This window comes from Paenibacillus sp. FSL L8-0340, assembly GCF_038593145.1.
Taxonomy (GTDB): Bacteria; Bacillota; Bacilli; order Paenibacillales; family Paenibacillaceae; genus Paenibacillus_AQ.
Genome location: NZ_CP151967.1, coordinates 1,656,347 through 1,677,625, shown reverse-complemented (window position 1 = coordinate 1,677,625; position 21,279 = coordinate 1,656,347). Strand labels below are relative to the sequence as shown.

17 protein-coding genes are annotated in these 21,279 nt (G+C 44.5%); 3 read left to right on the top strand and 14 right to left on the bottom strand.

From position 1 onward, the window contains the following. Nucleotides 1–91 precede the first annotated feature (91 nt). The 8 genes from NST07_RS07705 to NST07_RS07670 all read right to left on the bottom strand — a co-directional run bounded on the left by NST07_RS07705 (nucleotide 92) and on the right by NST07_RS07670 (nucleotide 10,917). Entirely contained in the window at nucleotides 92–2,857 is a 2,766-nt protein-coding gene (locus NST07_RS07705) for a M14 family zinc carboxypeptidase (RefSeq protein ID WP_341377699.1), read from the bottom strand. Then, entirely contained in the window at nucleotides 2,835–3,839 is a 1,005-nt protein-coding gene (locus NST07_RS07700; protein ID WP_341377698.1) for an LCP family protein, read from the bottom strand. Before NST07_RS07700 ends, NST07_RS07705 begins: the two co-directional genes overlap by 23 nt. A 40-nt stretch (nucleotides 3,840–3,879) precedes the next feature. Further along, entirely contained in the window at nucleotides 3,880–4,551 is a 672-nt protein-coding gene (locus NST07_RS07695) for a hypothetical protein (RefSeq protein WP_341377697.1), read from the bottom strand. 44 nt (nucleotides 4,552–4,595) lie between these two features. Next, nucleotides 4,596–6,275 carry an acyltransferase family protein gene (locus NST07_RS07690; protein ID WP_341377696.1) on the bottom strand — a complete coding sequence of 560 codons (1,680 nt, stop codon included), beginning with the start codon at nucleotides 6,273–6,275 and terminating at the stop codon, nucleotides 4,596–4,598. 239 nt (nucleotides 6,276–6,514) lie between these two features. Next, nucleotides 6,515–7,645, bottom strand: coding sequence for a hypothetical protein (locus NST07_RS07685; RefSeq protein ID WP_342481327.1), 1,131 nt, complete (start codon nucleotides 7,643–7,645; stop codon nucleotides 6,515–6,517). Next, nucleotides 7,642–9,105 (bottom strand): HAMP domain-containing sensor histidine kinase, encoded by a 1,464-nt coding sequence (locus tag NST07_RS07680; RefSeq protein WP_342481326.1) that lies wholly within the window; start codon nucleotides 9,103–9,105, stop codon nucleotides 7,642–7,644. Before NST07_RS07680 ends, NST07_RS07685 begins: the two co-directional genes overlap by 4 nt. After that, the gene (locus NST07_RS07675; RefSeq protein ID WP_341090874.1) at nucleotides 9,095–9,805 is read right to left on the bottom strand and encodes a response regulator transcription factor; all 711 of its coding nucleotides are present in this window, start codon (nucleotides 9,803–9,805) and stop codon (nucleotides 9,095–9,097) included. The genes NST07_RS07680 and NST07_RS07675 overlap by 11 nt, the downstream gene beginning before the upstream one ends. Nucleotides 9,806–10,020: 215 nt before the next feature. Then, a complete protein-coding gene (locus NST07_RS07670) occupies nucleotides 10,021–10,917 on the bottom strand; it encodes an alpha/beta hydrolase (RefSeq protein ID WP_341090873.1) in 897 nt (298 codons plus the stop codon). Between the two features lie 187 nt (nucleotides 10,918–11,104). Here NST07_RS07670 and NST07_RS07665 point away from each other — a divergent pair, with 187 nt between their 5' ends. After that, nucleotides 11,105–11,269 (top strand): hypothetical protein, encoded by a 165-nt coding sequence (locus tag NST07_RS07665; protein WP_342481325.1) that lies wholly within the window; start codon nucleotides 11,105–11,107, stop codon nucleotides 11,267–11,269. A 17-nt stretch (nucleotides 11,270–11,286) separates the two neighbouring features. On the opposite strand, the gene NST07_RS07660 is transcribed toward NST07_RS07665, so the two are convergent. Genes NST07_RS07660 through NST07_RS07650 form a run of 3 tightly spaced genes read right to left on the bottom strand, consistent with a single transcriptional unit; the run spans nucleotide 11,287 to nucleotide 14,810 of the window. Next, entirely contained in the window at nucleotides 11,287–12,126 is an 840-nt protein-coding gene (locus tag NST07_RS07660) for a carbohydrate ABC transporter permease (RefSeq protein ID WP_341377693.1), read from the bottom strand. Nucleotides 12,127–12,182: 56 nt separating this feature from the next. Beyond that, complete coding sequence (locus tag NST07_RS07655; protein WP_038587658.1) at nucleotides 12,183–13,073, bottom strand: ABC transporter permease subunit; 891 nt, start codon at nucleotides 13,071–13,073, stop codon at nucleotides 12,183–12,185. Nucleotides 13,074–13,094: 21 nt separating this feature from the next. Continuing rightward, nucleotides 13,095–14,810, bottom strand: a complete 1,716-nt coding sequence (locus NST07_RS07650) for an extracellular solute-binding protein (RefSeq protein ID WP_342481324.1) — start codon at nucleotides 14,808–14,810, stop codon at nucleotides 13,095–13,097. Between the two features lie 223 nt (nucleotides 14,811–15,033). Between NST07_RS07650 and NST07_RS07645 the strand changes: the two genes are divergently transcribed. Beyond that, on the top strand, nucleotides 15,034–16,554 hold the full coding sequence (locus tag NST07_RS07645; RefSeq protein ID WP_342481323.1) for a response regulator: 1,521 nt from the start codon (nucleotides 15,034–15,036) through the stop codon (nucleotides 16,552–16,554). Nucleotides 16,555–16,573: 19 nt separating this feature from the next. Next, nucleotides 16,574–18,289 (top strand): sensor histidine kinase, encoded by a 1,716-nt coding sequence (locus tag NST07_RS07640; RefSeq protein ID WP_342481322.1) that lies wholly within the window; start codon nucleotides 16,574–16,576, stop codon nucleotides 18,287–18,289. Here NST07_RS07640 and NST07_RS07635 read toward each other — a convergent pair. The 3 genes from NST07_RS07635 to NST07_RS07625 form a co-directional block, all read right to left on the bottom strand. Next, nucleotides 18,255–18,437 (bottom strand): hypothetical protein, encoded by a 183-nt coding sequence (locus NST07_RS07635; protein ID WP_342481321.1) that lies wholly within the window; start codon nucleotides 18,435–18,437, stop codon nucleotides 18,255–18,257. The two genes, NST07_RS07640 and NST07_RS07635, sit on opposite strands and share 35 nt — an antisense overlap. 206 nt (nucleotides 18,438–18,643) lie before the next feature. Beyond that, nucleotides 18,644–19,702 carry a glycoside hydrolase family 130 protein gene (locus NST07_RS07630; RefSeq protein ID WP_341090863.1) on the bottom strand — a complete coding sequence of 353 codons (1,059 nt, stop codon included), beginning with the start codon at nucleotides 19,700–19,702 and terminating at the stop codon, nucleotides 18,644–18,646. Between the two features lie 21 nt (nucleotides 19,703–19,723). Further along, entirely contained in the window at nucleotides 19,724–21,265 is a 1,542-nt protein-coding gene (locus tag NST07_RS07625) for an extracellular solute-binding protein (RefSeq protein ID WP_342481320.1), read from the bottom strand. Nucleotides 21,266–21,279: the final 14 nt, after the last annotated feature.

Genomic DNA, 21,279 nt, shown 5'->3' with positions numbered 1-21,279 from the left:
TTCCCCCTCAAAAATATGTTCGTGCCCCGGTCAACTTATCGACAGCTTCTCTGGCATACGATCGGTGAATATGGCCAGCGATTCATTAGAACTAGGAACCAGCAGCTGCAGATTGCCCGGTTTCTGCACTGAATATTGAATTCGCCAGCAAACGGTATTGATGCTGTGAATGGCCGTTATTTGTCAAGTCGTTAGCGAATACCGTCAGATTTTTATTATTTTCTTTGTACGTAAAAGCCATGATCTGACCCTTGGCGGCAGCGTGTTTCGGCCACCAGCCTGCTTTGTAAAAATTCTCTTTGTCGCTTATTTTAGCAAGTACTTCTGCCGTTTTCGGCACAGCTGTAATATATGAACCACTGACAGTATAAAAATCCTCCTGTTCTTTGTAAGGTGCAGTAATAACGTTGTCTTGACTAACGTCTGCCAGGAATACCCCTTCATAACGCTCCCAGTCAGGTCCGGCAAAGGCGAACCCGGGAATCCAGTCCTGGATATTCTTCATCCCCATATTTCCATATGCGATATAAGGTTTTCCGTTCCTTACCAGCTCAGCAGAATCAAACGTATTTACGAGGATGTCAGCCTTCTTCTGGTCTGCTGTCACATCAAAGCCCAAATCTTCCAATACAAACTCAGGTTCACCCAGAGCGGCTACAGTCAGGCGTTTAAGGTGTTGTCCAACTGGCTTACTTTCCCCAAATGTATCCACGTCAAGAACATATTTGGAAGCTAATGGTTCTAGGTCCTGATAGGAAACGACAAAATCTCCTGCTTCGTGCCCCTCTTCACTTGCTGTAAGCATCGTCACTGCTTTGCCTGATGAGAGCAGATCGTTGACCGCTCTGATCGCATCATTATTCGTGTTGCGAATGAGGACGTACGCAATGTTGTTTGGCATTGTCGTCCCCGGTACCGGGACGGATGTTACCGGCATCGTTTTGCTTGCAAATACGCGTGGCTCCCGGATCACATAACGATCGAACCCGCGCAGATCAGGGAAATTCTGAACAATCTCTCCGGCAACCGATTTATAGTCCGATACATCAATTCCATCATACAAGACGAGATTTGCCATGCCTCGCATCGACTGATGCATATTCACAACAAATGATCCTGCAGGGTATGTCGTACCGTCAACGGTTACTGTTTCTGTTGAATGCTCAACCTGAACCCCGTTTCGCAGGAAATATTCAACCATACGATAAACTTCAAGCGCATTTTTCTGTACGCTTTTATCAACTGGCAGTACGTAATACTCCGGAAAGAAATTTGCATTCCCTTGACGCGGGCGGCCGATTTCTTTATTTTTGGCATTGACCAAATACTTATCTACTGCACGATTATCAATATTATCCACACCGCGTTCATAGACTTTGAGTTGATTCAGGAACAATTTTTTCTGATTATTCATGACATAGGATGTTGCTGCTGCCACGCTATAGTATAGTGCTTTCGTAGACTCTTCGTTATTCTCCGGAATTTCCAGCGTGTGTCCGAGCGCCCCATGATGCATGGCAAATACGGCGGTATACGCCGGAGAAGCGTCATCCCATCCCAAAGCCGTACCTTTTGAAACATACTTCGAATCTTTCACAGATTTCCGGTGTTCCTCGTAGGGAATATGATAATAATCATACTTGGTGTTGGCGATGCCGGCTTCGCCCATGGCTTTTGCTTGCTCCACCATACTGTCAATGAGCAGGTCGTATTCGATGTTAGGATCATGCGGCGGCGTAGCCGGTTCAATCAGGAAGCCTCTATCAAACCCATGCAAATCAAGAAAAGAAAGCGGGGACCATTTCGCAATTTGTTCTGTTACGCTGCGCGTCTCCGGTTGCGTCTGATAAGAGTTGTCCCGGTTCAAATCAAAATAATTGGCATTGCCCCGTTCCGTATGAACGCGGCCATCCGGATTATCCGTATAAACCAGCAGGAAGAACACATGCTTTAACGCATCATCTACATTGAAGTTGACCTTGCTTGCTTTGCCATCGGACAGCGTGGTGTTATACGTAATCCGATCGTCCAATGCCATAGACTTAAAATAATTAAAAATGGCATCGACACCCGGCGATTCATTCGGATGAATATTATTCAGCCAGATGGGCACGGCATAGTCGCTGAATACACCTGATTTAATATCGGCTTGCAGCTGCTTGGGATTATTCAACATGGCAGCATGAGTTACATTCTGATATTTGTCGACCGCTGCTTTGTCCTTAGCGACGATCGTGAAGTAAATATCCCTTCCTTCGACCGACTTTCCAATGGATTCGGTATGAATGTACCGTTTGTTTTTGATTGCGGCTTGCTTTGTAACAGCATCAATCTGCGGCTTCAACTCCTCGTAAGTCAGGAAGCTGTCATATGGCGTTAATTTCACCGGAGCCTGGGCAATAACATGTCCGTTAGCTTTTGCCGCCAGATCATAGGTTCCCATCAGTGAAGCGAATAACGGCTGCTGCAGGCGGGGTTCAGCCAGATTGTCCGTACTGTAAGGCAGGTCAAAGGTAATGCTGGCCGTGAGTACCACTCCTTTCGTCTTTACATTGTTAACTGTGATAAAAGACGGACCGGTGTAATTACGTTTTTCAAACGCAAATTTCTTCCATTCGGATAACGGTTTGCCTCCATAGGTCCAGCTGATCCTTTTTGAATCTACACCTTTCGGCAGATTAAAACGGACTTGGATTGTTTTCTTTTCCGTCATGGATGCCACATTGGTATTCATTTTTAAGATTTGGACAGGTTTAACTTCACTCAAAAACTTTTCACCGTGAGCCGTCGTGCCGGTCAGCAGCGACAGTGAAATTAATATCGCCAGTGTGCCTTTATTTAATAGCTTCTTCAACATTCTGTTTCCCCTCTTCTGACTGTTCCGATGCATCGTTTTCAATGATATTCCGGACATATTCTTTCAATTCATTGCTGCTTGAGACGCCCAGAACCGCCGCTCTTCCAACATAGGTTTCTTTAACCAGGTTCATTGGAGGAATTTGCTCACTTGCCTCCATTTTGCTTCGGTATCCCACTGACGCCAGTTTCCACATATCGTTTACCGATAGGTTGGTATCAATATAAGGACTGACCTCCTCAAGTATGGAAGGCAGCTTCATGATAGAGGTAGTGCTTTTCATTTTTTCGACGATGGCATTGGTGAATTCCCGCTGGCGTTTCGTCCGGGAGTAATCGGACATAGCATCATGACGAAAACGAACATACTGCAGTGCTGTTGTCCCGTCCAGATGCTGCTGACCCTCTTTCAGGTCAATGTCATATTCATGCTTATCGGCTTTACTCTCATAGTTCATATTCTTCTCGACATAGAAATCGACTCCACCTACAGCATCCACAAGCTTAATAAAGCCCTGAAAGTCTGTGTATACGTAAAATTGAATCGGAATTCCCAGTAGATCACTTATTGCACTCATCGCCGTATTGGGTCCATATGTGATCGCCGTATTGATACGGTTCTTGCCATGCTCCGGAATTTCGGTATAGGTGTCGCGGAGAATGGAAAACACATGAATACGATCACGGACCGGGTCGAGCGTTACCACCATCATGCTGTCGGATCTGGGAATCTCCCCTTTGGAGGTTCCGCGGGCATCCACTCCCATCAATAATATATTGACGGGTTCCTTGCCAGTCCATTTCGGAGGTTCTACGATCTTCTCATCGTTTGCTTTCACCTCATAAAAAGGAGAGTTATCCGCAGTTTTACTTAATCCATCCAGCCCTTTATAAATAGAAGAGACATAATAGAACACAAACGCGATAACCCCAACGAGAAAAATGGATGCCACTATTACAATTCTTTTCTTTTTCAACTTCATGTCGAATCCTCTTTTCTTTGTATTCCTCCCTTCATCATCCTTACTGTTCTTGCAAAGCTTGCAGGAGAAGAGAAGCGTAATATCTGCTGCCATCCGGCTTAAGATGCACTCCGTCTTTATAGAAGTAATTCTTTTCCCCCTCGCTTGCTGCATACCAATCCACAACTTTGGCGTTATCGAATTCAGGAACCACATCTTTAATAGTTGAATTCACGGTATCCTGCCATCCTTTTGGAACCCTGGTAGTTACCACAAGCACCTGTTTGGCGTCGGACAGTGAAGTTAACACCTTGCGGAGTTGTTCCTTATTGAATGGACCATTCGTTCCAAGCTCTAAAATGACGTAATCGCCCAACGCCCCTTTTGCTTTTAATTCGTCAGTTACTTTCTTCGCTTGCGACATCTGTCTGCCCACCTTCCCGTCAACCGTGATTTTAGGAAGCAGTTCTTTCAGGTAGGGTTCGACTCCCACAATAACCGAATCCCCAATGACGGTAACCTCTTCTCCTTTTTGAATATCATCCTCTTCCCCGGCATTAGTTTGCTGCTGTTGCGGAGTGTTTTTTGAAATCTGCTGACTTTGTACAATCGGTTGATTGGCCACTTCTTTTTCAACTGAATCCGAGGAAGCTTCCCGATGTATCCCCAGGTATCCCAAAGCGAAAATCAGAATTACAAGACACCATACCATCCCTGTTTTTTTAAATTTCATCTGCATTTCATCCTTTCGGGCGTCTCTCGCCTCATCATGTGTTGTTAACTTTGATCACTAGCAGAATACCAATCGATGATGTTCACATTTTGAAACTCACCGGCAACCTCTTTCAAAGCCTCATTTACGGAATTCTGCCAATTCTCCGGTACCCGGGTGGTTACAAGGTAAACCTGTTTGGCGTCTTGTAAAGATTCCAGCAGCAGCCGGAGCTTAGTTTTGTTAAAAGAGCCGTTGGTCCCCAGTTCCAATATGATACGGTTCCCCAGTTTTCCTCTTGCCCGCAGTTCATTTACAACATCCTGGGCACTGGACATCTGCCTTCCCACCTCGCCGTCGATGACGATGCCAGGAAGTATTTCTTCCAAAGATGAAGCGACATTCAAAATTAATGAGTCTCCGATAGCGGTAACTCCCTCTCCTTGTTCAGGAGGTTCTCCCCCTGCATCCTTGCTACTAGAGTCTTGATGTTCATTCAAAGTGATCTTCTCGGCAATTACAGGACTAGAAATTCCAGGCTGCTTCTCGGCTGAGGCCGTTATCCAAGAAACAAACCGAAAGAAGACTAGAATCGTCAAAACTAATCCGACCATTGGTTTGAACGAAAACTTGCTCTTCACGGATTGCAGTTGAGCGCGAAATCTGCCCCTCCGAACCGGCTCTTCAATGTACTTGTAGGAGAAGACGGACAACATCAGGATGACCGAGAGCTGCAGCAAAATTCTTGTAAACCCCAGCTCTTCGTTAGCTGCATTCGTATTCATCAAAATAATCACCGGATAATGCCAAATGTAGAGACTATAGGAGCGTTTACCAATCCAGGCTAGCGGCCGGCAACCCAATATTCCGCCTAGGCGGCTGGCGGGGTGCACCAGCACTGCGATAACAGCCGCAGAAATCACAGACAAGAAAAGAAAACCGAATGGGTACAACGAGTCATCGTATTTTTTGGTTAGATAAATCAGTACAAGGATAATAAGCAAGCCTAATCCGCCTGTAATATCAAGCATTGACCGTCCGAAAGATGAGATCCTCCCGCTCAGCTTCCAGCTTGGCCAGCCGACTGCTAAGACCGCTCCAATCAGGATAGCGAATGCCCGGGTATCTGTTCCGTAATAGACCCTGCTTGGATCGGTTCCCGGTACATACAATATAGCCATGGCTATTGTAGATAAAAAGATTAAAACCAGGATATACAGCATTAACTTCCCCCGGCGCGGTGAAAGCCTTAAGCCAACGCGCAACGCAAGGGGCCAAACAATATAAAACTGTTCCTCAACGGAAAGCGACCATAGATGCCCAATCGGTGAAGCTGGACCAAAACTCTCAAAGTAGGAAACCTCATGAAATATGAGGTACCAGTTATTCATGTAGAAGATTGAAGAGAGCATATCCCCTTTTAGTGAAAGCAGCCTTGAAGGATCCGTAAACATAAGCCAGAGCCCAACCGTAATCAGCATGAATACCATGGCAGGCAACAGCCTGCGAAATCTTCTCATCCAGAAATTCCAGATAGAAAGGCTATGATTCGTTTTCCATTCCTGAAGTATTTGATCCGTAATCAGGTATCCCGATAGCACGAAAAATACTCCAACCCCCAACAAACCACCCTGTGCCCACTTCAAATTAAAATGATAAGCAATGACTGCCAGGACAGAAATAGCTCTGAGGCCATCTATTCCCGGCATATAACGCTTCGTAAGATGATCCTGTTTCCCATTCATTCTGTTCAGTCCTTGTTTGTTATTGGGCTTTTATCCTCTTTATTCACTATAGAGCCGAGATGTCGCCAAAGTTTGATCAGGATGTAAACAAGTTGTCACAAGCATGCCTGCTTTATTGAACAAAAAAAGGGGGCGGTTTCTTTGTACAATGCAGCCGCCAATGACCAAAAACGCAAAGCAGCGATCCTCCACTAACCGGAGGATCGCTGCTTTGCTAACTTTTTATGGCTTTACAATAATTACTCAAGTTCAATAATAAACGACGGTCCTCTCGTGAAATCGGTTTGCACGGCATGAGAATTTACGAAAGCATTGGACCCCTGAATCAACAGCTTTGTATTATCCATGTTCCAATACGTATCCAACGGCACGATCCCATGGTATACAGGTTCTCTGTACAAAACATTTCTACCTTGCATTTTGCCGACGTATACAGCATCTTCACCCTTCAAGGAGTAAGCAATGATTTTTCTGTTATCTGAAAATTTAAATGCAGATACGTTTTCCAGAATCACGGAAAGCTCACTGTTTCTCTGATCATATTCATACAGAGTTCCATCCGGTCCGAGAAATGCAAATTGATCGTTGCTAATCCATGTATTTTGTTCCCGCCCAATTTCATGTTTATAGATGATCTCAATGTTAGAACCCGTCACCCTTCCGAACTTAATAACGGTTTTCCCCGGCCGGTTGGATTCAAACAAGGTAAACAATGCGCTGCGGCCATCATCTGAAACATTTATGCTGAGAAGAGTATCCCCTTTCTCAAAATCCTTAAATTCATACTTTTTGGAAGCATGGGTCTGCATATCATAGATGTGTACGCTGCTTTTTTCACCTTCAGAGGCATTCAGTACTAAATAACTTAGATATTGACTGTTGCCAGACCAGGATATATCCTGCACATACTCTTGATCGCCGATGCTGAGTGTTTTGATCTCCGTTTCTTTTTCGTCCTTCAACGAGACCATTTTCAAGCCAGTATTGGAGGCGGTTGTCTGAGCGGCATATTTCCCGTCCGGAGAAAGCTCCATTTGAGAATTGCTTCTGATCTCTTTAATATTCCCGCTGTGTTCATAAGGATAGGTTAACCGTTTTAAGTTAAATTGTTCAGGTATGCCTGAAGTCTTGAATAAACCGACAATCGAATCGGCCGAGTCCCAGCCCAGCCAGTACCCCTCATTCATATATTCATCCGGCAACCGGTAAATGGCTTTAACCTGGAAAGAGCTTGAACTCTGAGGCGCATGATCGGTTTCCTCGTTATCCGGAATAATTACGGTTTCGCTTTGAACTCCTGCCCTGCAGCCGGATAACAAAATTATTAGAAGAAAAGTTCCGAACATCCATCCCGAATATCTCCTGGTCATAGACTGTTCCCCTCCTCTGCCGCTTTCAGACTGCCGAATTCTACAGTAACAACCGTATGGTTGTTTTGGCTGATGACGGAAATCACTCCCTCTTGTTCATCAACAATAGACTTAACAATGCTTAGTCCTAGCCCGACACTTCCCTTTTCTGAGTCCTCGGAATGGGCCAAATAGAAGGGTTCGAAAAGTTTGGATAGTTGATCCTCGCTGATTGCATCACTTGGATTATCAAAGACAAACCGGACTTTGCCGTCAGCGTAAAGACCTTTCACTTCTATTTCCGAGAATGCCCAGCTGTATTTAATGGCGTTATCGATCAGATTAATGAAAAGCTGGCGTATCCGGTTAGTCTGACCCATGATCCATAAGTCACTTTCGATGTCAGCCCGGATCCTTTTTTTATATCGCTGCGCCCGCATAGCCATAGAGTCACAGACATCCCGAAGGATAGCGCCGGCATCCACTGCCTCTAAACCATCGCTCTTCACCTGACGTGAGACTTCAAGCAGCTTCAGCACCATCGCATGCAGCCGTTTACTTTCTTCTATGATGTGATTCATGCCTTTTTCAAAAAAGCTCCGGTCACGCTCTCCGTTAATCTTAATTAACTCGGCATATCCAAGTATTGAGGTTAAAGGCGTTTTAAGCTCATGGGTAATATTATCAAAGAAACGTTTTTCCTGTTGATGAAGCTCTTTGAGATGGTCGCGGTCTTTGCTGATAATATTGATCTGCCGGCTGATTTGCTCGATCATATCATTAAAGTTTTCCGCCAGCCGGCCGATTTCATCCTTTCGTTTAAACCGGATGCGGACGTCCAGATTCCCGTTCTTCACTTGGGAAGAGGCATGGGCAAGCTTGCCAAGCGGAAGTGTAATATGCCGGGATAAAATGTATGAAAATAGAAAGGCGGCTGAGAATATTGCCAAGGTGATATAGAGTGTTATATCCAGAATTCGATTACTCTGCTGATAAAGCTGGGTGAAATCCTTATAATATCGCAAAATGCCGACTTTAGCCCCGTCAATAACCACGGGATAAGAAAACATAACAGAGGTTTGATTCTCATTGTTCCGGATACTGTATGCGGTTTTGCCTGATACTGCTTCCTGCAGATCTTTGCTTTCCGTCTGCTGGAAGACGGACTTGTCCGAAGCATACAGCAGTTCACCTTTAACCGTGTATACGCCTACGCTGTTTCCTGTCGCATGATTTAGGCTATTCCCCAACTCCTCAGCCATTTCACCGAAAAACAATTCATTGTTTGAATAATGATTGATCAGAAACGCTTGGCGGACATACACATTACTGTTTGTTTTGAGTCCCACCAGCTCCGAAGTAATCAGGTCCTGATTGCTTGTCCGAATGAATGCTTGTACCGTTTGGCTCAGCACCATAAAAGAAATGAGGAAAATAAACAATAACCCGAGCAGGAACTTATGGCTGATTTTACGTATCATGCTGAAGCACCTGTTTTTTAAACTTATATCCGATTCCGAATACCGTCGTAATATATTCCGGCGCATCCAGTTTTTTGCGAAGCCGCTGGATATGCGTATCCACGGTGCGGGTATCCCCTGCAAAATGATATCCCCATACGCTGTCAAGCAATTCGGATCGGGTGAAGGTTCTTCCCGGATTTCTGACCAGCATCAGCAGCAGGTCATACTCCTTCGGAGTCAGTTCAATATCACGGCTGTTTTTCTTTACTACCCGTTCTTCAGCAAGAATTTCGATATCATGGAAACTATAACCTTCTGTATTTGCCTCGCCTTTATGTCCGGTGTTTGCTTGCTCAATTCTGCGAAGAATTGTCCGCACGCGTGCGATCACTTCGCGCAGGTCGAAAGGTTTGGTAATGTAATCGTCTGCTCCAAATTCAAGACCCAGCACTTTATCGGTAATATCTGATTTAGCGGTAATCATAAGGATGGGAATGTTATATTCGGAGGTTACCTTCTTACATATCTCCAGCCCGCTTTGATCAGGAAGCATCCAGTCCAGAAGCAGCAGATCCGGCTGAAATAACTGTATTTCACTCATTCCTGAGGCGCCGCTTGCTGCAATACGAGTGTTAAAACCCTCCATGGAGAGCCCGTATGAAAGCAAATCCGCAATTGGTGCGTCATCCTCAATGATAAGAATTTTTGCATTATTCATTAGAATCCCCTTCCTTGTAGTACTCATGCCTAGTTTGACATTGATATTTATGTTACCTATTTGTATGGAAATAATCAATTTGAATATAAATAAAACCGGCGGCCGCTAATTTTAGAAGCCAACGGTTTTATTCTTAAGTCTCAACATTCTCGCATATCCACATTAGTCTGCCGCCTGTTATAGTCTCTTCCTTGAAGGATATACCGCTCTCCTCATCACGGCCGATTTAAGTGAGCAGATAAAAACTTCCCCGTGATGTCAAGCACCTGAGGATTCCAGAAGCCTGGTCCATGATCTGCGCCTGCTACTTTATAAAATAAAACGCTCTGTCCATGCGCTTTCAAAGCTTTGTACATCTCTATACTCTGATTGATATGTACAACTTGGTCACTGTCTCCATGCACGATCAGAAACGGCGGAAGCGGTTTATTCAAATCCTGATGAAGGGGACTCGCCTTCTTCGCCAATTCCATATGTTCCTGTACCTTTCCGCCAATAAACAAGCCTTCAGGGGAATCGGCTGCATCGTGGTCAAGAATATGATTGTACTTCCCTAAGGTCAGCAGATCCGAGACCCCATAATAATCAATCACTGCACTGACTTCGTCTGACTGTTCACTATAAAGGCCATTATCATAGTCGCCCATAGTAAGTCCCGTCATTAAGGATAGGTGTCCGCCGGATGAATCACCCCATACCGCTACGCGGTCCGGATTAACACCATATTCCTCAGCATTCCTGCGCATGAACCGGATCGCACACTTCACATCCTCGACGGCAGCCGGGAAACGTGCAATACCGGTGTCTCTGATTTCCACACTGGCCACCACGTAACCCTTTGCCGCAATATGAGAGAGATTAGGAATGCCGGAATAAACATCCTGTTGTCTCCATGCAGAACCTTGGATAAAGACGACTAGAGGAAATTTGTATTCACTGCGGCTTGGCATAATAATTTGCAGTTTTCTGTCCAAATCGCCGTATGTTGCGTAAACTACATCAGGGCGGTAAGTACAGGAATAATAGGTACCTCCCTCCGCAAATTCCCCATATAGAATCTGTGTTCCTTCTGGTGTTTCATTGGCTGCAATATCCGCTGCTTTCTGATCCACTGTTAACAGCTCCTTGTATATAAGTAGCATTACTAATCTTCTATATCGAGCAGTGTATCATACTTATGTATGAAATAGCATTGAGCGCCGTATAACTCCAACAGCCGCTTCCGATATCAATATCTACTGAAGAACTACAGTGCTTTCCAACATTGCTGTCATTCATGAGGGAGACCTTTCTTATGTTATGCTGGATAAAGGTAACGGAAAAATAGAACGAAAAGAAATAAAAATCGGATGGATACAACTTTGCAGCAGCATGCTTCTTTTTGGAGGGATTCCATTGCCTGGAAAAAAGTCAAAAAGCAACTTATCCGCAGACAAGTCGCTTTTTGAACGCTGTATTTTCTAGAATAATAACTCTACACCTCACTCTTTAAGCGAACCTACTACAATTCCTGTAACAAAATATTTTTGCATAAAAGGATAAATTAAGAGCAGCGGCAATGTTGAGACAACGATTTTGGCGGCATTTAGTGTCCGGTTTGAAATCTTGGCGTATTCTATCAGCTTTTGCGGATCGGTTATATTTTGCGCGTCTACGCTGAGCTGCTGGATATAAGTCTGCAACGGATAATTTGACGTCTTATTTATATACACCAGAGCACCGAAATAATCATTCCAATGCCCAACAATCGTGAACAGCGTTACTGTAGCAATTGTAGGCAACACCACAGGCACGTATATGGTTGAGAGAATTCTCCACTGCGAAGCCCCATCAATGGTTGCAGCTTCCTCCAAGGATTTGGGCACTGCCCGGAACGCGTTCATCAATAGAATGACATTCCCGACCGCCACGGCTCCCGGCAGAATCAGCGCCCATATGGAATCGAGGAGATGAAGCCCTTTGACTACCATAAAGGTTGGAATTAGCCCCCCGGAGAACAGCATGGCGATAATCACAATATTCATGTACACCTTCTGCGCCCGGAATTGTTTTGAGCTTTTGGATAACGGATAAGCGGCCAGAATCATCAGACTCATGTTGACAATCAAACCAAGGACAACCCGCTCTACCGAAATCATAAATGAGCGCCAAAACTGGCTGTCCGAGAATAGCTTCTCATAGGAACTGAACGTAGGATGAACCGGAAAAATACTTACCATGTTGGCAGAAACCGCCGCGTTGTCACTGAACGAAATAGCAACCAGATTAATTAAAGGAATCAGGCAGGACAAAGTGAGAGCTATCAGCAATATCCAGATCATGATGTCCGCAATTCGGCTTTTTATGGAATGCGCGTAAATGTAAAACACCTCCCTCATTAGAAAATTCGATAATCTGTTAACTTTTGAGCTAGCTTATTGGCAGAAAGAATGAGGACGATTCCGACAACAGACCGTAAGAGCCCGATAGCTGTACCTAAGCTGTATTGTCTCTCCACTAAGCCTACCCGGTATACATAAGTGTCAATAATATCGGAGGTTGCGTAAACCAAGGGATTATAAAGATTGAAAATTTGGTCAAAACCGGCATTGAGTACATTGGGCAAATTTAAAGTCGTAACAAGTAATATGGTAGGCATCAAGCCGGGCAAAGTCACATACCACAGCTGTTTAAAACGATTGGCTCCGTCGATGGAAGACGCCTCATAAAGTCCCGGATCAATAGCCGTCAATGAGGCTAAGTATATGATGGAGCCATACCCAAACCCTTTCCACACATCCGTCAGCACCAGCATAGGTCTAAACCAATGATTGCTGGCCATAAACAAAACCGGATCAATGCCAAGCCATCCCAATAATGCGTTGACCGGACCTTCGTACGAAAAAATATTCATCACGACTGTAGCCAATACGGCCCAGGAAAGAAAATTGGGCAAATACACAACGGTCTGCATAAACTTTTTGGCAAACCGCACGCGGATTTCATTTAACAATAAGGCGAATACAATCGAAACAAAGGTTCCCACAATAATTTTCCATATCGCGATTACCATTGTGTTGATTAAAATCTGCCGGCTGTCGGGAATTTGAAACATAAACTTGAAATTATCAAGTCCCACCCATGCTGATCCGCTGATACCTTTGGCCGGAATGTAATTTTGAAAAGCCATTACGATGCCGAACATCGGTATGAAGGAGAAAATAATCAAGAATACCATACTCGGTGCGAGCATAAGGTGGAACGCCGTTTGGTCTTTTTTATTTTTCATCAAGAATCATCTCTTTCAGCATCATTTGGAGGTGAGTGCTTCGTTGACTTCCTTTGTAATCGTATCGCCGCCGGTTTTTTTCCAGCTGCTCACAAAACTATCAAATGCATCAGGGGTTTGCTCTCCGGTAATGATTTTCAAATACATTTCAAGCTCCATTTTCGTCAATGTCGGCCACTTCAGCGCCATGGAAGGCGTTGTTCCAAAAAAGATAGGGTTAATCTCCTTAACCTTTGAATTCTTGACCAGGTTGGCAGTTGTGATGCTCGAAGTATACCCAGCCCACGCGGTCGGGTCCGGCTTCTCTCCGTTTTTCACGCTGTCCAGATATTTTTTGTAGGAGCGGTAGGAGTTCTTATCAATGTTGCTGAGCAATTTGCTGCTGTCACCAGTCTTTAGCGCATCCTCATAAATCCCGACATTACGGTAAAATGCATCATAGTAATCGATATTCATGGCCAGCGGAGAGCCACCGATATTATTGCTGCTGTAGTCCTCAAACTGCTTCAAAATGGTTGCGTCTTTTTCCAGATAACGCTGGTAATCAAACTGAAGGCTGGCCATTTTCACAGCAACCTCCGGATGCTCGAACCCCTTCCGGACCACAAGGTAACTACTCGCAGGATTTCCGGTGAACATCGTAACCGAGCCATCCTCCGATTGTGGAGCCACATAGGAAACCCACTTGGCATCCGGGTTCAATTTAAGCGTATCCGCCACCGTCCAGCTTCCCCACCAGTTGTCCATGAACGAACCGCTCTTTCCGCTGGTAAGCAGCGCCTTTCGGTCGTCCGGTGTCCGCACGGCAAATTGTTGGTCAATCAATCCCTTGTTGTATAGCTCCGCCAGCTTTGCAAGGGCAGGTTTCATTTCAGGCTGCACGGAACCATAAGCCGCCTTGCCGCTTCCATCCTTAATCCATTGTTTTGGGAAAGCGCCATACAGCGCAAAAATGTTGTTCAATTCGTACTGCCCCCCGGATATTCCGGCAACATTTTCATTATCGACCACAAGACCAACCGTTTTTCCGGCTCCATTGCCGCCGGGATCTTTCTCTAGAAATTGAGTAATAATATTTTCTACATCATCCATCGTTTTGGGCTCGGAGAGGCCCAGTTTGTCCATCCAGTCTTTACGCAACCAAAGTACACCCGGGCCGTGTGAAATTTCAGTAGTGGGCAGCGCCATTATTTTATCGTCAAATCTGGCGGTCTCCAGAACACGGCCATCATAGGAATCGTAAATCTCTTTAATTCGGTCGCTGGCACAGTTTTTATAGGCATCCGTTAAATCCGCAATCAGATCGTTCTCATAGAGCTGTTGTAGAGTGGTCTGGTCGGAGACTACCATGATGTCAGGGATTGTGCCCCCTGCAATGGCCATCGAAACCTTTTGAACATAATCCGTGCCGTCATTCGCTTCAAATGCAACTTCGTTTTGCACATTGAGCTTATTTTTAAAATATCTCGTCCACACATTGTTGGTGGAATTATCCCCCTCGTAAGTTGTCCCCTCAAGCGGCGTATAGCTAGTTGCTGTCGCTCCAACCGTATAGTTAACGGTTTCAGGATAGGCTTCATAGGGTGTCGTCATGGCTTTCTTCCATGCCGGATCATTCAAATTGACCGCAGATTCTTTGGTGGTATTGTTGGAATTGGAATTTAGACAGCCTGCAAGCGAAGCGGATAAAAGCGCTGTCAACAAGATAGAAGCAGACTTTTTGACTTTCGATTTCATTACATAATCCCCCTTAATGATAAGAACAGAACCCATATTATCTTGCATCTTAATTGTAGAACTATGGCTATTTGACCGTATACGCAAATAAATTGCGTTTTACACAAATATATAACTCACTTTAAGCAACTTGTTTTGCCCGCTGATTGAATTCATTTAAACCATGGTACAATCAAAATGAATTACTGGGTTTGGCATACTGCGCTTGGAGAGGACGACCGCTATGTTAAGCATATTAGTAGTAGATGACCAAAGGGAAGAACGGGAGGGTATTGAATTTCTCATTCATGAACTGGGGTTTCCCCTCCATGTCGTGACGGCGGAAAACGGACGAAAGGCTCTCGATTATTTAGAGCAAAAGTCCGTAGATATTCTCTTTACTGATGTTAGGATGCCATTTATGGATGGACTGCAGCTTTCAAAAAAGGCTTTAGGCCTTCAATCCAGCTTGAAGGTTATTCTGTTCAGCGGCTTCGCCGAATTTGAATATGCAAAAACCGCCATCTCCCTCGGTGTTTCGGAATATCTCCTCAAACCGATCAATGTTGAAGCCTTTCAAAATACCATGAAAAAAGTAATGGATCAGTTAATGGACCAACAACAGGAACATGCCGCTTCGCAAATCAAACAAAATTGTGTAAAGAAATATGTGCTTTTTAATCTGGTTAACGGCTTGGGAATGCCGTCCTTAATGAAGGATGTTTCATTCGGTCTGCCCAATCAATATCATGGAATAGTTTTGATGGAATTTGAAAAGAATTTTTTTGAGAATGCCGAACCGGATTTCGAGGAATTTATCTTGTCTTTGTTAGAGGGGCAGATGGATTACTTAAATCTAAATGATTGTCAAAGTCTGCTGCTGTTTTGCCAGCCTCAATCCTGGTCTTTCAATTCCTCCCATGAATTAGGCATGCATATACGAGACAGCATACTAAAGAAATATAAAGTGAATTGCTACCTTGCTATTCATGATGAAATCACCATGTTGCCAGATCTTTCAACGGCTCTGATTCAATTAGATCAACTGATGGAATACCGGTTCTTCTCGCCGGATTATTTTGTATTTGATGTCAAAAAAGATTTTTATTTTGCTGATGATAGGCTCCCTGAACTCTCAGATAATGATCTATTAGACAAAATCAGAAGTGATTTGATGAATAGGGATTTTTTTAGTCTTAGAGCCAATACAGATTTATTGTATCAAAAATATGCGAAGCAGCTTCAATTTTCACAATTATATGTCAAGTACATGTTCTCCTCTTTGTATCAGGAAATTATGACTTATTCAGCACCTGTCACTGAAATAGAGCTCAGTCGAGGTATTGAAAAACTATACAAATCCGAGGAATTAAAGGAAATAAAAGAAATCATATTCGAAGGAATTGCTAGTCTTGAACAAGAGTACAGCAGTTCGGAGTTTTTAAATCGGGATATTACCTCTGTAAAGCAGTACATCGGGGATCATTATGGCGAGGATTTGAGTTTGGATCTTCTTGCTGCAAAGGTACATTTGTCTCCCCATTATTTAAGTTCAATTTTCAAAAAACATACGGGATATGGATTAAATAAGTATATTAAGAACGTTCGGATGAAAATAGCAAAAAACTTGCTGATGCAGACCCCTCTAAAAGTATCGGATATTTGCTATAAAGTGGGATTCCAAAACGTTTCTTATTTTTGCCAAAATTTCAGAGACTTTTTCGGGCAAACTCCTGAGAAATTCCGGCAGTTGCATCAGAAATAACAGCTTGGGAGAGAACAGCATGCAGCTATGGCGGGTTTTTAAACAGAGAATTGGTGACTTTCGGTTTCAAACCAAAATAAAGCTTTCCTTTTTACTGGTAAGTATGATTCCTGTGATTGTTCTCGGAAGTTTTTGCTTCTCGAAAACCAGGTCCCTCTTAGTGCAGCAAGCAAAAGCCGATCTACATGCCACATTAACTCAAAGTGTCTTAGCCGTAAACAATCAACTGGATGTTTATAATAAATTAATGAACTTTCTGAGCTTCAATCAGGAAATTATAAATGCCTCCAACAATACTTATACCAGTGAATATGAAATGTATAATCAGTTAACGAACGTAATTGATCAGAACTTCTATACTGCACGTTACTTGAATCCTGGAGTAGAACAAATCACGCTTTATACCGGGACTAATTTACCTCAACACGGAAACACCGTAATCCCTATGGATGAAATAAGGAGTACCTCCTGGTACCCGAATGTAATGAAATCGGTTGATGTTCTTTGGTCTGCCAGTGAAAAAAACATTTACAGTGTCCGCAGAATCCTTAGTACGAAACACAGAAACCCCAAAGATAATATTCTATTTGCACGGGTTAACTATGATAAGCTATTCACAACTTTTGAGCCCCTCCAATCTCACGGTTCGGAGATTTTTATATTGGACTCAAGCGGAAATACTGTCTATTCCTCAAGAGACAACTATGAAATACAGGATATTCCGGATACCGCTAAGGCAGCAGATAGGCTGCTTTGGCAAGGAGAGAGCTACACCGTCTTGACATCTGTTATCCCGCTTGCGGGATGGAAGGTATACCTATGTAAGCCGACAAGTCTATTTACAAAATCCGCATGGTCGATTGCCTTGATCGTCCTGCTGATGATTGCCGCCTGCATCGCGGCAGTTGTCGTGGCGGGCACTCTCTTTTCCCGTAGAATTATGTTGCCTATTCACCGGCTGCATAAAAGCATGAAGCTTGTTGGAGAAGGGAATTTAGAAATTAAAGTCTCTAGCGAGTCTAAAGATGAAATTGGTGATCTGATCAGAGGATTTGGAAATATGGTGGGGAAAACCAAGACGCTTATTGATACTGTATATGTGGCAGAAATCGCACGCAAGGAATATGAGATGAAAGCTTTGCAGGCGCAAATCAACCCTCATTTCCTATACAATTCCCTCTCTATAATTAATTGGAGAGCACTGCGAATCCATGCGACGGATATCAGCGAAATGGCCCAGCTTTTATCCACATTTTATCGTACTACTCTCAATAAGGGAGACAATCTTATATTGATTTCGGATGAAATTCTTAATGTACAGTCCTATATTAATATCCAATTGATTATGCACAGCAACAGTTTCAAAGTGGACTATCAGATTGATGACTCCATTCTTTCTTGCCGTATGCCTAATTTGATGCTCCAACCTTTAGTCGAAAATGCGATCATTCATGGAATTGAAAACCGCGAAGACGGTGATGGAATAATACTTCTTTCAGCCAAGAAAGAAGAGCAAAGTATTGTTCTACAGATCACTGACAATGGGGTTGGAGTGGAGGAAGAGCAGCTTGTTCTTTTGCTTAAATCTCAATCTAAAGGTTATGGACTTAAAAATGTAAATGATCGGGCGGTTCTAATGTACGGCGAGCAGTATGGACTGACGATCCATAGTACTGTCGGGGAAGGGACTCAAGTTACACTCAAAATTCCTTATTCCCCATATTTTCCACATTAATCATATAGAATTTTCCATCTTCAAAATAACTGCCCATTGCCTTGTGACCTTTTGAAAAGGATTCATATTCAGCTGGAGTCATCTCAGTTACCCATTTGTACAAATTCACATTTTTAGCAGCAATCTGCATTTTAAATGTCTTTGTCATTCTCATATTCATTAGCCTTCTTTCCTGTAATTTTTCTTGTGAGCTCATCATGCCAGTTCATAATCATTTGATAATACGGTAAATATGCTTATTTAAGCTACGCTGGACTAGAATCAAAGAATGACGGTACTACGCTTGCAATCTAAACAAAAAAATCCAAAGGGATGTTATCCCTTTAGATTTCTCAAAGTAAGCTGCAATTCTAATTAATTCTCTTCATTTAACAGAGTATCGAAAATATCATTCAGCTGAATATCGGCAACTGCCATGACTTCGTCAGCAGCTCCATAATACATGCGGACGGTATCCCCGATTAACAGGGCACCGCATGAGAAGACCACGCCGCCGAAGAAACCGTTCACTTCATAATCTGCCTCCGGCTCCATGAACGGCCGGGTCGAACGTGCCAGGACTTTGCCCGGATCTTCGAGATCCAGCAGTACGGCTCCCATACAATACCGATGTTTGGTATCGGCACCATGGTACAATGTCAGCCAGCCCCGCTCAGTCCGGAGCGGTACGGCTCCGCCGCCCATTCTGCCACCGTCCCAGGACGCCTTGCGGAGTCCCATCAGGAAACGGTGATTGCCCCAATGCAGCAGGTCCGGCGATTCTGCGATCCACATTTCCGGCGCACCGAAGGAATGCGGCACCGGACGGGTTAAAGCATAGTATTTTCCGCCAATTTTCTCAGGGAACAGCATCACGTCCTTGTTCTCCGGAGCCAGGATTATTCCGTGGCGCTTGTACGTTACAAAGTCGTATGTCTCAGCCAAGCCTACGCCTACCCCGCGGGAAGAAGCCGCACTGTATGTGATGTAATACTTATGTCCGATCTGCGTGATGCGCGGGTCTTCCACTCCCCAGGCTTCAAGCGCCGTCTGCGGGAAGATTGCCGGCTGATCCTCCACGGTGAAATGGATGCCATCCTTGCTGCGTGCCACGCGAAGATGGGACATGGAGGTCAGCATCACCATTTGGCCCTTCTCCGCTACAAACCGGGTATCGCTGAAATTATACCGTTCATCGCCTGAGGACAAACGCTCTACCGTAATCTCTCCTGTATCCTCATTCAGCTTCGGGACCGGCACCTCTCCTTCGGCGCTGCTGACCGGCGCTTCAGCCACACGGAGCAGCAGAATGGTTTCTTCTCCATGAACAGCAACTCCGGCATTGAAGGCTCCCAGCACTTTAAAGTCCGGCCGTGAAGGTTTCACATCGCTCGTCCTGACAATAGGATTATGTTCTGAGCGTATTACTGCCATTTATCTCTCCCCTTTTCTGCTCTATTTGGCTACTGCCGCATCGATCTGCTTCTGAATCTCGTCAATTACCTTTTGACCGCCGACACCGAGAATCTTGTCCTTCAGCATTTCTTTGCCTTTATCTGCCGGCAACACGCCTTGGGACAGCGGCAGGAATACAGAATCGAAGAATGGCGTGGTCTTGGCATATTCGGTCTTCACCTGTTCGGCGTCAAAGCTGAATCCGGTGATGGGGCTTATGTTGAAGAAATCAGCCGCTCCGGCCTTTTCAACCCATTCTTTGTCTCCAGCCAGCATGTTGTCCGGAGTACGCTCCAGTGTTGGACGCCAGGTGAGCACAAACCCGGGGAACACATACGCAGAAAGCTGCTTGTAACTCGAATCGCCTACCGCTTCCCAGTCTTTTCCTTCAACACCATACTCCAGCAGATCGTGATTTTCTTTAACCGACAGCCAATTGGCTACATCCATGACCAGCTCGGCATGCTTAGAAGCTTTGGGAATCGTGAGGAAGTTCCACTGCTGATAATTGGAATACGGCTTGGAGGTCTCGTCGTGGGGAACCACCACTTCAAGCTCGGCTCCATCAATTTTGAGCGCGTCCAGGTATTTCAGACCTTCTACGCCATCAGCCGCATAATAGGTTGCCGCATATTTACCCTGGTTGAATAAAGTCTGGGCATTCTGCTCCTGGGCAATATTCTTGGACAGGATGCCGTCCTCATAATACTTTGTCGCCCGTTCAAAGGATTGGTCCAGCGTCTTGGCATCCCACGCGCCTACAACCTTCTTATTTTCAAGTGAATAATAGAACATAGGCACTAAGGTCTCAATATAGCTTACTTTTCCAGTATTTAAGGTATCATTAAATAATACCGGAAGCTTATCTGCTTTGCGGCCGTCGATTACAAACGGCTTAATTGTAGTTTCCTTTTCTTTGACGGTATACATGAATTTCTCCACATCCGCTACTGTCTTCAGCTCGGGCATCCCGTATTTCTCACGCAGATCCTTGCGGATAACGAAGCCGTACAAGGTTCCCTGCACAGTCCCGAGTGGAATACCCATGATCTTCCCGCCAAATTTGTTGGCATCCCACATTTGATCGGGAATGGACTCCTTCAATTCCTTGCGCGAAGCTACCATATCATCCAGCGGAATAATCGAACCGCTGGCAATCATCTGTGACATCGATAACCACGGCGCATCCAGATACATGTCAAATTCCTCGCCTGCCGACATTTTAACCGAGACCGAATTACCATAATCGGACCAAGGGAGAAAATTGATATTTAACGAAGCGCCTACGTTGTCCGCTTTCAGCTTTTCATTGACTGCCTTGAGCACATCCTCGAAGCCAGAAGGCTTATCACCCGGGAAATAGGCTTTTAATTCCACTGTCTCCTTCGGGCTGTCCGCTGAATTGCTCTGACCCTTGCCCTCTCCGTTATTCGGAGTGTTTGCTCCGGTATTATTGTTTCCGTTCCCCCCGCAGCCGGATACAAGCATGGATAGTGACAGTACCGCAGCTATAGTGATGCTGAGCATTTTCTTTGATCTCATTTTAATAACCCTCC

Coding starts and splice junctions, on each gene's coding strand:
- NST07_RS07705 (WP_341377699.1), bottom strand. CDS start 2,857: ATGTTGAAGAAGCTATTAAATAAAGGCACACTGGCGATATTAATTTCA.
- NST07_RS07700 (WP_341377698.1), bottom strand. CDS start 3,839: ATGAAGTTGAAAAAGAAAAGAATTGTAATAGTGGCATCCATTTTTCTC.
- NST07_RS07695 (WP_341377697.1), bottom strand. CDS start 4,551: ATGAAATTTAAAAAAACAGGGATGGTATGGTGTCTTGTAATTCTGATT.
- NST07_RS07690 (WP_341377696.1), bottom strand. CDS start 6,275: ATGAATGGGAAACAGGATCATCTTACGAAGCGTTATATGCCGGGAATA.
- NST07_RS07685 (WP_342481327.1), bottom strand. CDS start 7,645: ATGACCAGGAGATATTCGGGATGGATGTTCGGAACTTTTCTTCTAATA.
- NST07_RS07680 (WP_342481326.1), bottom strand. CDS start 9,105: ATGATACGTAAAATCAGCCATAAGTTCCTGCTCGGGTTATTGTTTATT.
- NST07_RS07675 (WP_341090874.1), bottom strand. CDS start 9,805: ATGAATAATGCAAAAATTCTTATCATTGAGGATGACGCACCAATTGCG.
- NST07_RS07665 (WP_342481325.1), top strand. CDS start 11,105: ATGCTGGATAAAGGTAACGGAAAAATAGAACGAAAAGAAATAAAAATC.
- NST07_RS07660 (WP_341377693.1), bottom strand. CDS start 12,126: ATGATCTGGATATTGCTGATAGCTCTCACTTTGTCCTGCCTGATTCCT.
- NST07_RS07655 (WP_038587658.1), bottom strand. CDS start 13,073: ATGAAAAATAAAAAAGACCAAACGGCGTTCCACCTTATGCTCGCACCG.
- NST07_RS07650 (WP_342481324.1), bottom strand. CDS start 14,810: ATGAAATCGAAAGTCAAAAAGTCTGCTTCTATCTTGTTGACAGCGCTT.
- NST07_RS07645 (WP_342481323.1), top strand. CDS start 15,034: ATGTTAAGCATATTAGTAGTAGATGACCAAAGGGAAGAACGGGAGGGT.
- NST07_RS07640 (WP_342481322.1), top strand. CDS start 16,574: ATGCAGCTATGGCGGGTTTTTAAACAGAGAATTGGTGACTTTCGGTTT.
- NST07_RS07635 (WP_342481321.1), bottom strand. CDS start 18,437: ATGACAAAGACATTTAAAATGCAGATTGCTGCTAAAAATGTGAATTTG.
- NST07_RS07630 (WP_341090863.1), bottom strand. CDS start 19,702: ATGGCAGTAATACGCTCAGAACATAATCCTATTGTCAGGACGAGCGAT.
- NST07_RS07625 (WP_342481320.1), bottom strand. CDS start 21,265: ATGAGATCAAAGAAAATGCTCAGCATCACTATAGCTGCGGTACTGTCA.